This is a genomic window from Sphingobacterium sp. MAE (assembly GCF_056711605.1).
Genome location: NZ_CM160044.1, coordinates 2624092 through 2638041 on the forward strand (window position 1 = coordinate 2624092; position 13950 = coordinate 2638041).

The window sequence follows — 13950 nt, forward strand, 5'->3', positions numbered from 1 at the left end:
ATTTTTGTTTAATTAAACTGCTAAAAATTGAGTAGTTTAATATGGTTTAATATTAATTTTAAATAAATAAATGAGTAGTTCAGAAAGTTTTAGCAAAAAAGAAAAAGAGAAAAAGAAGTTAAAAAAGAAACAAGATAAGGAACAAAAGAAAGAAGAAAGAAAGAACAATACCGATAAAGGTAAAAGTCTAGAAGAAATGTTTGTTTATGTCGATGAATATGGAAATATAACTTCAACACCTCCTGATCCAACGAAAAAAACAAAAATTAATGTAGAAGATATCGCGATATCAACTGCTAAATATGAAGCAAATCCAGAAGATTTAATAAAATCAGGTATTGTGAATTTTTACAATACTGATAAAGGTTTTGGTTTCATCCGTGATCTCAAAACTCAGGATAAAATATTTTTCCACGTTAATGGTCTAATTGACGCTGTTAAGGAGAATGATAAAGTTACTTTTGAAACAGAAAAAGGATTAAAAGGTATGAATGCCGTTAATGTTAAATTGCAAAAATAACATTGACCGTTGTATATCAAAAAAAGGGATTTAAGTAATTAAATCCCTTTTTTGTGTTTTATTATTTCAACAGCTTGACTTCATATAGGTCTTTTCGACGATCTTTCATAATTTTGACTGTACCATATTCGTGAAGGTCGCGAAGTGCATATAGATCCACATCAGCAATCAATACCATTTCGGTATTTGGAGTTGCTTCTGCCTTAATCGCATTATTTGGAAATGCAAAATCTGATGGAGTAAATACAGCTGATTGTGAATATTGAATATCCATATTATTAACACGGGGTAGATTGCCCACAGATCCCGCTATCGCAACATAACATTCATTTTCAATAGCACGAGCCTGAGCGCAAGACCTGACACGAATATAACCATTTTGTGTGTCGGTCATAAATGGGACAAATAAGATCTGCATGCCTTGATCTGCGAGGATGCGGCTGAGTTCAGGAAATTCGACATCATAACAAATCAATAAACCTACTTTTCCACAATCGGTATCAAATACTTTTACTTCATTACCTCCTGTCATTCCATAGTATTTACTTTCATTTGGAGTTATGTGTATCTTTTTAAAAGAATCCAGTTTACCGTTCCGGTGACAGAGATAAGAGATGTTATACAACTTTTTATTTTCCATAATAGGCATCGATCCAGCGATTATATTGACATTATAGGAAACTGCAAATTGTTGGATTTTATCAATAATCTCAGAAGTCTTCTCCGCTAATTTTTCCATCGCCAACCGTTCTGGTAATTCATTATAAGGACTCATTAATGGCGAATTGAAAAATTCGGGAAACATAATAAAATCTGTTCCATAATCACTTACCGTATCGACAAAGAACTCAATCTGATCATAAAACGCATCAATATTGTCAAATAAACGCATTTGCCATTGTACCAAACCTAAACGGATTGTTTGTTTGGTTGTTGATATAGAGCGTGATTCCGACTCATAATAAATATTATTCCATTCTAATAAGGTGGCAAACTCCATGGATTCGGAATCTTCTGGAAGATAATGCTTCAATATTTTTTTAACATGAAAGTCGTTGGACAATTGAAAAGTTAAGGTCGGATCAAAAATCTCTTTTCTCTTTACTTTTTCAATGTATGTCCTTGGACTCATTTTATCCGAATAGTTGTGATAATTGGGAATCCTACCTCCAGCTATAATAGATTTCAAGTTCATCTGCTCACAGAGTTCTTTTCGTGCATCATATAGACGTCTTCCTAACCTTAAAGCCCTATGATCTGGATGTACGAACACTTCTATCCCGTAGAGGGTATCTCCATCGCTGGTATGTTTGGAAAATTTTCCGTCGTCAATAATTTCGTAATAGCTGTCGTATATATTACTTTTCTTCGAGTTTAAAATAATAGAAAGTGCACAAGCGACCACATGGCCATCAATTTCTACACATAACTGCCCCTCTGGAAATAAATCGATGAGATCGACAATATTTTCTCTTGTCCAGACATCTCCCACTCCTTGGTAAGCTTCGGTCATTGACCTTCTCAAATCAACATAATCTTTCTTCGTCAAGTTCCTGACTTGAATATCCATACAATATAATTTTAGTGACCTAAATTTAAACAAAATTCAAGCCTAAAAGCACGGTTATTTGGTTTTAAAAGAAAAAGAGCTATAGCCAGCGGCTATAGCTCTTCTAAAAAGCTGATTTATTGCATTTTGTAATGCGAAAAATTACGCTTGACCTGTTGTTCCACCAAAAGGGAACGCAACAGTTGGATCACCACCGATTACTTCTGCATCAGTAGTTTGGTTTCCAGCAGCAGCAATAGCGTCAAAGCGGATAACGTTATCTTGTAATGCACCTAACAAACGCTTAGCATGTTCAGGTGTCAAAACGATTCTAGATTTCACTTTAGCTTTCGGCACACCTGGCATTACACGTACGAAGTCAATCACAAACTCTGTGTTTGAATGTGTAATGATCGCTAGATTTGAGTAGATCCCTTCTGCTACTTCTTCTGTCAACTCGATACTCAATTCGTTTTGATTTTGATTATTTTCCATAAAATTTATTATAAGTATTTGAAATATATGTTTTTCTATTAATTACTAAAAGTTCTAAAGTCCTGTCCTGCTTCAATATTCAATAATGTCTCATAAATCAATCGGATCACATTGTCCACATCTTCTTTATGCACCATTTCTACCGTAGTATGCATGTAGCGTAAAGGTAAGGAAATCAAAGCAGATGGCACACCTCCGTTACTGTATGCAAATGCGTCGGTGTCTGTACCCGTAGATCGTGACGAAGCTTGACGTTGAAAAGGAATTGCATTTTTTTCCGCAACCTGAACCAACAATTTGTTTAAATTAATCTGTACAGCTGGTGCATACGATAATACAGGTCCACCTCCAGATGACAGATCCCCTTGCGTGATCTTGTTGATCATCGGTGTTTGCGTATCGTGTGTTACATCGGTGACGATTGCAACATTAGGTTTGATACGTTGCGCGATCATTTCAGCGCCACGTAGACCGATTTCTTCTTGCACAGAGTTCACTATATACAAGCCAAATGACAATTTTTTCTTATTTTCTTTGAGTAAACGCGCTACCTCTGCAATCATAAAGCCACCAGCACGGTTGTCCATTGCCCGACCTACGTAGTAACGGTTATTCAGGATACTGAATTCATCTTCATAAGTAACCACGCAACCGACATGAATACCTAATGCTTCAACTTCTTCCTTGGAAATACAGCCACAATCGAGGAAGATATTTTTTAAAGTAGGTGCTTCTTCTTTCTCGCCAGAACGTGTATGGATTGCGGGCCAGCCGAACACTGCTTTTACAATCCCTTTATCGGTATGAATATTTACTTTCTTGGATGGCGCGATCTGATGATCCGAACCACCATTGCGGATGACATAAATTAATCCATCTTTTGTGATGTAGTTAACAAACCAAGAAATCTCATCAGCATGAGCTTCTATAACTACTTTATATTCAGCCTGAGGATTGATCACTCCTACAGCAGTACCATAGTTGTCCGTAAATGTTTCGTCAACATATGGCTTCAAATAATCTAACCACAGGCGCTGTCCCTCCCATTCAAATCCAGTTGGTGATGGATTATTAATGTATTTTTCAAAAAAAGAAATCGAGTCCTTTGTTACTATTGAAATATGTTTATTTTCTTTCTTCTTCTTGTCTGCCATGCTCCAAATTTTATTTCCGACGTCAAATTATGAAAAATTATAGTAACCACAAAAGTAAAAATTGAATTTATTTAATCTGGGACGATATCACGCACTTTTCTCCGTTTTTTAGCTTTATTCCTATTAAATGATGTTATGAAAATGATTTTAAACATTATATTTACGCTTATAAAAAATTAACAGACAATATGGAGAATTTATTCAGCGTCATACATTGGAATTTAGATCCTGAAATATTTAAAATCGGCACTTTTGGTCTTCGTTACTATGCATTATGTTGGCTAGCGGCTTTTGCAGTATCGTATATGATCATGCTTAAAATATTCAGAAATGAAAATAAGAGTCAAGAATTATTGGATCAATTGAGTATTTATATCTTTCTAGGCACTTTAATTGGCGCAAGATTAGGTCATTGTCTATTTTATGAATTCGATTATTATAAAGACCATTTGTGGGAGATGGTATTGCCCTTTAAATTTGTAAACGGTCAATTTCAGATGACTGGATTTGCAGGATTGGCTAGCCATGGTGGTGCTATTGGTATATTGACCGCATTATATTTATTCTGTAGAAAAACGAAAACAAATTTTCTGTGGTTAGCAGATCGTCTAGTGGTTGTCGTACCTATTGCAGGAGCATTTATTCGTTTGGGTAACTTTTTCAATTCGGAGATTATTGGTACACCAACGGATAAACCATGGGCGGTTGTTTTTGATCATGTAGATCAAGTGCCCCGTCACCCAGGACAACTTTATGAAGCTATTGCTTACATCATCATCTTTTTTATTATTGTTTACCTATTTAAGAGCAAAAAAATGCAGAAGCCAGGTGCTCTAATGGGACTCTTCTTTGTATTACTTTTCTCCGCCCGCCTTTATCTCGAAACTTTTAAAATAGATCAAGAGGAATTTGAACAAGGTATGGCACTAAATATGGGACAGCTTTTAAGTATTCCTTTTATACTAGGAGGACTCTATTTTATGTTTAGAAAGCCAAAAGAAGTGAAACGCTAAGCAGGAAATTTCTAAAATTTAATAACATAAAGGAGGCTGTATCCAAAGTCAATTTTACTAGATTGACAACAAATAAAATTTCGACGCTTTGTTAGATTAAGCGAAAAAGGACCAAAACTCATCAGAGATTTGATCCTTTTTTTTATGATTTCTGTAATTAAAAGCTATCTCAACAAAGAGAGAATCATAGACAATAACCTGTTTATTGGTTTAAGACTATAATCTTTGTATATTTTTAGAAAGGATACAAAGCGGATCCTAAGATGTAAAAAAAACAGGGTGCTGTTAGTAAGCTAACAACACCCTTCTATTTTAAGTTATTTATTACTATATATCTAAAACCAATTAAAATATATATCTAACTCCTAACTGCATTTGCCAAGTTGTACTTAATGTACTAACATTTTGGAAAGGATTAGTTGGTAATTCCCCATTGATAACATTCATATTGAATTCAGGAATTCCATTTGCTGGAGTTGAAGCAGCATTTAATACTGGTTTTCCGCTACTTACTCCTGGAATCATTTTGTTTCCATACAATAATTGCGAATTGTTTAGACGACTTTGAACGCCAGCATTTTTACTTAATAGGTTTCCAAAATTGATCACATCTAAACTTAGCTGCAAAGTATTTCTACGACCACCAATATTTGTGAAGACATCCTGCAAGACTTTTACATCGAAGCGGTTTAACCATGGCATTAAAAAACCATTTCTCGGTAAATATTTGCCACTATATTTATCTAATCCATTTTCTTTCACAAATGAAGCCAAAGCATCTCTTTGTTGTTTTTCAGTAAATACTACTTTCCCATTTGCGTCTACACGATCGACAAAAGTTAACGTATTCAAATCTTTTGGTAGATAGATTAAATCATTATTTATACCATCTCTATTGATATCTGTATTATAAGTGTAAGAGAAACGGCCTTGCGACGCTCCATTATAATAAACACCAATAGTTGTTGCTAACGTATTTGCATATTCAATTCGGTAACTCACATTTGCCATCAAACGGTGAGGAATTGCGAATGCGGAAGGATGCAAGATTTGATCGTTGGGACCATTCACTGTTGCCGAGCCTCCCCAAGCTGAACTTGCGCTAGATCCAGCATTTGCAGAAACTTCTTTTGCATTTGAGTACGTGTAGAAAACGCTTCCATTAAAACCTTTATAATTAGGAACAGTTACTCCAAGTGTAGCGCTTGTTGCAAAGCCTTTTACATTTGTGTTTGTCAAAACTGTTGCACTATTCGCTCCAACCTTACTATTATATGCACTAGCATTTACGCCAGTTGGATAAAATGCTCTGTTATCTCCGTAATCACCAGTTTCTGTTGAAGAACCATAATTCAAGAATGTATTTGGGGTTCTTCTGTTAGCTCCTAATTGAAAAATTGCGTTAACATCTTTCGTATACATAAAATCTCCTGTTAACACTAATGGTGTGTTCGGGATTTTATAATCAGCACCAATACTAGTACGCCATACCATTGGCATCTTGAAGTCTCTATCTACAAGAGCAAACGAAGAAGGTGCGCCATCATTTGGTGTTTTAATAAATACATTTTCAGCACCTTTTGGTACATTATTTAAGTGGTAATATGGATCAGTGTTGAAGTTTACATTATTGATCCAACCAGCTACTGCATTATATCCTCCTGGTTCAATTGTATTTTGGAGCACTCCAGCATTCGTTGGCATATTGGTCAACCAAACAAAAGGAACACGTCCAGAGAAGAAACCTGTTCCTCCACGTAATACTAAAGAACGATCATGGAATACATCATAATTGAATCCAATTCTTGGAGAAATTAAAAGATTTGATTTCGGCCAAAGTCCCGAATCATAATTTTTAGGATTACCATTAATATCTAGCAATCTTAATGCATCAATTGACGGATTTGCTGTCAGCTTATTCATATAGATGGGCAATTCAGCTCTAACACCGTATGTTAAAGTGAAATTATTCGCTACAGCCCATTTATCTTGCGCATACAGTGATGCTAAACCAAAATTAATTCTCGAGTAAGTATCCTGTCCTTCGTATGGATAGGTTAAGCCAAACATTATCGGTGCAACCTCATTAGGAGTTCCTGTTTTTAAGAAATCATCAACTGAGGCGTATCGATAATATGAAGTCCCCATACGTGTGTAGCTATTTCCAAAATTTTGAATTTCAAAAGCTCCACCAAAGGTAAATGTATGCTTATCTGCTTGAAGCGTTAAATTATTTGTAATGGAGTAGTTATTGTTTATGACATCATTATTGTATGAAAATAATTCTGTACCAAAACTCATATAATTATTACCAGTTGCAGAACCATCAAAAATGTCTACAAATGGAAAAAGTTGTTTGCTTGGAGTACTTCTGGTATCTTGAATACGGGTATAAGTAGCTAAAAATTGATTGGATAGTCGAGAACTAAAATTACTGTTTAATTCTGCTGTAATCGAACGAACTACATTTTTAAAGGCGTAATTTCCGTTTTCAAATGTGATCGAATTTTCACTAACGCGAGCAGTTTGACTTCTTGGTTGAGGTCCAGAACTTGCATTAGCCACTTGCATCGAATTACCAACCACTTGATTATAGCGAACCGCTAATTTATGCTTATCATTGATATTCCAATCCAATCGTACTAAAAACTTAGTACTTCCTTCTTTGGCTTCATCAGCGTATCCTTCATAGCGACCAGGATCATACCCCCATTGATTGATCAAGTGGTTACGTACATTTTCTAAATCAGATCTTTTTGTTCTTGCGATATTATTATCTGGATCCGAAACACCATTTTCTGATGCTTTCCAAAGGTTTGCGCCTGAAGCATTTGCTCCTGTTGCCTCTTCTCGTTCTGCATTAACAAATAAATATAATTTATCTTTTACAATTGGCCCCCCTAAGCGAAATCCAAAATTCTTTTTAGCAGCATCTATCTTCTCTAAAGTGACATCTTTGATTTTTCGTCCTTGAAGATTTTGATTCTGAAGAAAATAATAAGCAGATCCTTCAATTTTATTAGTACCAGATTTTGTTACAGCATTGATTCCAGCTCCAGTAAAGCCTGACTGCGTAATATCAAATGGAGCTATATTAACTGAAATTTGTTCAATCGCGTCTAATGAGATCGGTTGAGAATTACCACCAGGTAACGGACTTCCACTTATTCCAAATCCATTATTAAAATTAGCACCATCGATTTGAAGATTATTATATCGAGCATCACGACCTGCAAATGAATTTCCATTTGCTTGAGGCGTTAATTTTGTAAAATCTGTTATACTTCTATTGATTTGAGGCAATTCAAGAATTTGCTTTTGACTAATGCTTGTCGAAGTACCAGTTTTATCTGAACTTGTTTTTCTTCCTGTGATGACAACTTCATCTAGGTTCGTTGAAGATGTGCCAAATATTGGGTTAAGAACGAAAGCCTCACCTAATTGTAAGTAAATGTTTTCATACGTAACTGGCTGTTGCCCAATAAAAGTAACAACAATCTTGTATGGGCCTCCAACACGCATATTGGCTAAATTAAAGCGTCCTGCTGCATTTGCTGCACTCGAATAAACCGTACCTGAAGGAACGTGAGTGGCTTTAATCGTTGCTCCAGATGTCACTTGACCTGAGGATTCTTTTACAATCCCAGTCACACTACTCGTGGTTACTTGAGCATGAATGGTACCATAACTTGCTAATACAAGCGCAAAAAAGAGTAAGGGTCTTTTCATAAAGAAAATTTTTGTTAATAGTTATGCCGCAAAAGTAAAAAGAGAATTTAACATTGGAAGCACTTAACAAAAACTTAATATACTCTTAACAAGAGTGTTTGCTTGTTGAGCTCTTTGTTAAAATCATAAATAATTACGAAATCCGAAAATTTAACAAAATTTAACATATGGTTTTACAATAATTCTATTGAACGTCAATAAGTATTATTAAAATTACAAATCAATCGATTGTGATATCTTGTAATTTAGATTGAAAATAAATTTGAATATTACCCTCTTGTGTAATATTTGACATAGCTCAAAACAAAAAATAGGAGTTATTGTTTAGGTGCCTTTGCGATTATGTTTAAAAAGCCAGTTGTAGATTTCGTCTTTATGGAACAAATTTTCTACACTTCCATGTGTACCTCCCGGTATAATCGTTAAGGTAACATCAGCATCAGGATCTGCTTTCTTTATGGCATTGACGATTTTTTTTGACTCGGACATCGGTACGGCTCGATCACGATTACCATGTTGCACCCATAGGGGTACCTGACTTAGGTTGTCGGCATATTTAACACTTCCCCCACCACATATGGCTACAGCTGCTGCGATACGATCAGGATACTTTCCTGCTACATCCATGGTTCCATAACCTCCCATACTCATGCCACAAACATAAACGCGATCTGCATCTGCATTATAATGCTCGATCACATAATCCACGATCTCCATGACTTTGTCAGGATCCCAGCCACCTCTAGATTGGGGTGCTATAATTATCCCCGGGACTTCTTGCCCTTTATCCATTGCATACAATACGCCATACCTTTTGACACGGTCCAAGTTGGTTCCTGAAAGGCTTCTTCCGTGTAAAAATATAAGAATAGGCTGTTTTGTAGTAGCCTCTCCTTCTGGCAGATTGAGTAAAAATGGATAAGCGGTCTGTCCTTTTATAGCTTTCAATTGAGCTTGACAATCCTGGTGCAGGATGCTAAAAAATAAGGTTAAAACAAGGTTAAAAACCAAAAAAGGATATGGATTGCGATCTTTCGTTATATGCATAAGAAACAAAAATACATTTTATTCTGAATCAGCAAAATAGATATTAATATTAATTAACTTCTTTTTTATAGAAAATTCGAGGTAATTTTAAGTTTTCACGCATAAAACATGTCGCTAAAAATTTTACATACAGCCGATTGGCATTTAGGTAAACGATTGGATTATTTCTCCAGATTTGATGAACAAAAAGCAGTATTGGAAGAAATTATTGCAATCGCAGATCAGGAGCAAGTAGACGTTATTCTTGTTGCCGGAGATCTATTTGATGCCTTTAACCCTCCTGTAGAAGCTATAGAACTGCTTTATAAAACACTTAAACGCCTGACCAATAATGGCACTAGGCCAGTTATTGCTATTGCAGGCAACCATGACTCTCCTGATCGTATAGATGCACCAGATAGTTTGGCAAGGGATTGCGGTATTCTATTTGCCGGTAAGCCCAATATGCGATTTGCCCCTTATCAGATTGAAAATGGTTTTGAGATTAGTAAAGGTGATGTCGGTTTTCTTGAAATTAAATTGTCCCATTTAGATTTTCCTCTTCGGCTTATCGTAACGCCTTTTGCCAATGAACATCGGTTAAAAGAATATTTAGGAGAAGATGAACAGTTGGGACTTAATGAAGTACTCACTCAAAAATGGCAATCTTTGGCCGACCAATACTGCGATTCCAACGGTGCCAATATCTTAGTATCACATTTATATATGAACAAAAAAGGTGGTCCTGTCTTGGAAGAACCCGAGGGAGAGAAACCTTTACGTATTGGTTTTGCTGATACAGTTTTCACAGACTGTATTCCTTCACAAATACAATATACGGCACTTGGTCATCTTCATCGCTATCAGGAAATCGGTGGACATCAAGCACCTGTTGTGTATTCAAGTAGCCCCCTATGTTATTCCTTTTCAGAAGCTGGACAAGATAAACATGTTGTTATCGTGACTGTTCAACCTCAAAAAGAAGCTACTTATAAAACCATTGCCTTACGATCTGGTAAGCAATTAATTCGTAAAAAATTTAATGCGGTATCGGATGCTATCGACTGGTTACAAGATCATCAAGATAGTTTAGTTGAACTAACACTTGTCTCCGAAACATCGTTGACACAGGCCGAAAGAAAACGTATTGAAGACAGTCATCCCGGTATAATCTACCTCATTCCCGAAGTACATAGTCGCCGTGATGGACAACAAGAAGTCCTCGTATCCAGAAGAAGTAAGAGCATTAACGAAAATTTCGTCGATTATTACCGTCACAAAAATAATGATCAGTCACCATCGGAAGAATTGTTAGCACTATTTAATGAAGTATTAGGAACTCAAAACGAAAAGGAGAATTAGTCATATGTTGCCACTATATCTATCGATAGAAGGACTCTACTCCTATCAGACGAAACAGGAAATAGATTTTACATCCTTGACTTCCGCCGGTCTCTTCGGTATTTTTGGAAAAGTCGGATCAGGAAAATCATCGATCCTAGAAGCCATTACTTTCGCGCTATTTGCTAATACAAATCGGCTAAACAGTAATAATAGAGCCTATAATATGATGAATTTGAATGCTAACCTGCTTAGAATCGAATTTCACTTTATCGGCAAGGAAAATAAAAAATATGCATTTGAAGCATCTTGGAGAAGAAATGGTAAACAGTTTGATAAAGTCACCACTCCTATACGAAAAGCTTATGTATTTGATGGTGAAGAAAAGATACCACTAGAGAGTACGGATGCTGAAACAATACTGGGCATCTCTTACAAAAACTTTAATCGTACTGTTATTGTTCCACAGGGACAATTCAAGGAATTTCTTGAGCTTAAGGGTGCCGAACGATCCAGTATGATGAAAGAACTTTTCAACTTGGATCACTATGACCTTTTTTATAAAGTTGCTGCTCTCAATAAAGAAACAGACTTGAAACTCCAACATCTTTCAGGGGCGGTTCAGACATTGGAAGACTATACCGAAGAAAGCATTGCGGACTTACTTACACAGTTGGAAAAAGAAGAATTGGATCTCCTTGATGTGACCAAAAAACACCAACTGTTGGAGCAACATCATCAAAAGTTATTAGAGGTTCAACAGCTTCATCTTGAAATTGCAAAAAAGAAAGCGGTTTTTGCGCAACTAAGTATAGAGCAGGTTCAAATTGAAACGCTTAAAACTCAGATTCAGCTTTTTCAGAAAGTAGAGCGAATTTTCAAAAATATATTGGATAGCGTTGCTAGGGAACTTAGCGAAGAATCAAAATTGCAAGAAGATGTAAACAGTGCACAGTTACAATTAAATACTGTGCAGGGCGCATTGATCCATGCAAATAATCGATACAAACTGGTGGAAAGTGACTTCAATCTGCTTGATCATAAAAAATTAGAAGTCGAGGATCTTAAAAATATTGTTCAAGTTCTACAATTGCAGGGTGATATTAGCAAAGATAATGATCGATTAGCTAAGGGCAAGCTTGTTCTTCATGATGTGGAACAAGAAATCCAGAAAAAACAAGTTTTCATTCAGGAAAAACAGCAGGATATAATAAAATTAAAGGAAAAACGTATTTCAGGTAGCCTACTCGTAGCAATTCATGCTTGGTATACCAAGCATGAATTGTTCATTAAAAGCCAAAGTGAGCTTCAGGTAGAGTTGCTGACTAGGAAAAAAGAACTGCAAGCTATTCTATTGCAATTTGAACAGGAAGATCTAGATCCATCCAATTGGAATGAAAAATTGAATGATCAAGAAATAACGGCAAACCAACGGTTGGAGATGATACAGTCCGATGAAAATAAGGCTCAGGTCCAACAACAATTAGCGAGTTATTCTCATGCATTAACAGCAGGTGAAGCCTGTCCACTATGCGGATCTGAACACCACCCTCATATCATGCAAACTGAAGACCTGTCTTCATTATTGAATTCATTACAGTCTGAAAAATCAAATGTGATTGCTGAATTAGTTCAGATTCAAAAACAAAAACAGCGGTTTATTCAACTCGCTGCGCAGTTGTCAAATCTGCAGAAAGATGTGGATTTAAATACCGCCAAGTTGGAAACTATAGCTATCGATTTGAGTGACCACCTTAAACAATTTACGTGGACCACATTTCAGCCAAATGACCGTCAGGCATTTGACCAATGGCAGTTGGAAGCGGTCACGATAGAGCAGAATTGTACAGTAGCAGAAAGCAACTTAAGCTTGTTACAAGATGAATTGAATGAATTAAAGGCTAAAAAGGAAAAGTATAATCAGGTGCTGACTAATATTGCGGTATCTAAATCGGCAATTGAGGGCCGCGCTTCGAGTCATCAGCAATTGATCAAACGGCTGAACCTACCCGATTTTCAGCTCATGCCCATTTCCGATATTGAAAATACAATTGCACAATCAGTTCAGTCTATCATCGTTACAGAGCAAGAATTCAAGAACTTATCTGATGAAATTAATCGATTAAATGTTGCGATAGCAACGCAATCTACGCATACTACGAGTCTGCAGCTACAATTAGACACGACACGTTTAAAAATTGAATCTTATCAGAAATCGATAGCTGAATTATTACAGATACATGGTTTTGAATCTACGGAGGCGATACAGCAAATACTGCAACAGCAGTATGATCTGGAAAATGAAGAATCCCGAATTAAACAGTTTGAAGAACAATTTGCTATTGTAAAAACAGCAATACGACAACTAGAGGACAGAATAAAGCAAGAAGCAGTTGATATATCGCAACTAGATACCGTAAGTCAAGAACTACAGCTTACCAAAGATGTCAAGGACAAATTGATCGGTCAGTTACAATCATTAAAGGATCAACTTATCATCTCGAAAAAGAAATATGCAGAAAAAATACAGTTACAAAGTGAACTGGATAAGCACATACTGCGAAGTAAGAATCTAAATATACTATCTAATCTATTTAAAGGAAATGGATTTGTAGATTATATCTCGACGCAATATTTAGAAGATTTATGTCAGATTGCCAATCAACGATTCGAACGTTTGACAAGAGGTCATCTCAAATTAATGATCAATGCAGATAATGATTTTGAAGTGATAGATCATCTTAATGGAGGTAAAACCCGGTCAGTCAGAACATTATCAGGAGGTCAGTTTTTTCAGGCATCCTTGTGTTTGGCACTCGCATTAGCAGAAAGTACACGTAGTCTAAATCGAAATGAAAAGAATTTCTTTTTTATTGATGAGGGATTTGGTACGCAAGATACTGATTCTGTTAACCTCATTTTTGAAACGCTAAATGCCCTTCATAAAGAAAATAGAATTGTAGGCATCATTTCCCATGTGGATGAACTACAAGAGCGTATTCCAGCGTCAATAAAAATTGTCAAAGATGAAGAAAGAGGAAGTTTAGTGATCCATAATTTTTAAAAACTAGGTCATCTTAATTTATATACGGATTGGTGACTTGTATGAATATAAAAATAGAG

Annotated in this window: 9 protein-coding genes; 4 read left to right on the forward strand and 5 right to left on the reverse strand. The window is 35.9% G+C overall.

Features of this window, described 5'->3' with window-relative positions; translation table 11 throughout:
• Positions 1 to 70 precede the first annotated feature (70 nt).
• Positions 71 to 520, forward strand: a complete 450-nt coding sequence (locus tag AC06G9_RS11115) for a cold-shock protein (RefSeq protein ID WP_021188224.1) — start codon at positions 71 to 73, stop codon at positions 518 to 520.
• Positions 521 to 581: 61 nt separating this feature from the next.
• Here AC06G9_RS11115 and AC06G9_RS11120 read toward each other — a convergent pair whose 3' ends face one another.
• The 3 genes from AC06G9_RS11120 to AC06G9_RS11130 all read right to left on the reverse strand — a co-directional run bounded on the left by AC06G9_RS11120 (position 582) and on the right by AC06G9_RS11130 (position 3718).
• Positions 582 to 2090: a carbon-nitrogen hydrolase family protein gene (locus tag AC06G9_RS11120; protein WP_045752572.1), complete on the reverse strand. Its 1509-nt coding sequence runs from the start codon at positions 2088 to 2090 to the stop codon at positions 582 to 584.
• A 141-nt stretch (positions 2091 to 2231) separates the two neighbouring features.
• Entirely contained in the window at positions 2232 to 2564 is a 333-nt protein-coding gene (locus AC06G9_RS11125) for a DUF3467 domain-containing protein (protein WP_045752573.1), read from the reverse strand.
• Between the two features lie 38 nt (positions 2565 to 2602).
• A complete protein-coding gene (locus AC06G9_RS11130; protein WP_480958158.1) occupies positions 2603 to 3718 on the reverse strand; it encodes a M42 family metallopeptidase in 1116 nt (371 codons plus the stop codon).
• A gap of 188 nt (positions 3719 to 3906) precedes the next feature.
• On the opposite strand from AC06G9_RS11130, the gene lgt reads away from it, so the two are divergent.
• Entirely contained in the window at positions 3907 to 4731 is an 825-nt protein-coding gene (gene lgt / locus AC06G9_RS11135; RefSeq protein ID WP_480958159.1) for a prolipoprotein diacylglyceryl transferase, read from the forward strand.
• Positions 4732 to 5076: 345 nt separating this feature from the next.
• On the opposite strand, the gene AC06G9_RS11140 is transcribed toward lgt, so the two are convergent.
• Both AC06G9_RS11140 and AC06G9_RS11145 read right to left on the reverse strand, forming a co-directional pair.
• Positions 5077 to 8460, reverse strand: coding sequence for a TonB-dependent receptor (locus AC06G9_RS11140; protein ID WP_480958160.1), 3384 nt, complete (start codon positions 8458 to 8460; stop codon positions 5077 to 5079).
• A 324-nt stretch (positions 8461 to 8784) separates the two neighbouring features.
• On the reverse strand, positions 8785 to 9507 hold the full coding sequence (locus tag AC06G9_RS11145) for a carboxylesterase family protein (RefSeq protein ID WP_480958161.1): 723 nt from the start codon (positions 9505 to 9507) through the stop codon (positions 8785 to 8787).
• 108 nt (positions 9508 to 9615) lie between these two features.
• Between AC06G9_RS11145 and AC06G9_RS11150 the strand changes: the two genes are divergently transcribed.
• Complete coding sequence (locus tag AC06G9_RS11150; RefSeq protein WP_480958162.1) at positions 9616 to 10848, forward strand: metallophosphoesterase family protein; 1233 nt, start codon at positions 9616 to 9618, stop codon at positions 10846 to 10848.
• 4 nt (positions 10849 to 10852) lie between these two features.
• Positions 10853 to 13891, forward strand: a complete 3039-nt coding sequence (locus tag AC06G9_RS11155) for an AAA family ATPase (RefSeq protein ID WP_480958163.1) — start codon at positions 10853 to 10855, stop codon at positions 13889 to 13891.
• Positions 13892 to 13950 lie beyond the last annotated feature (59 nt).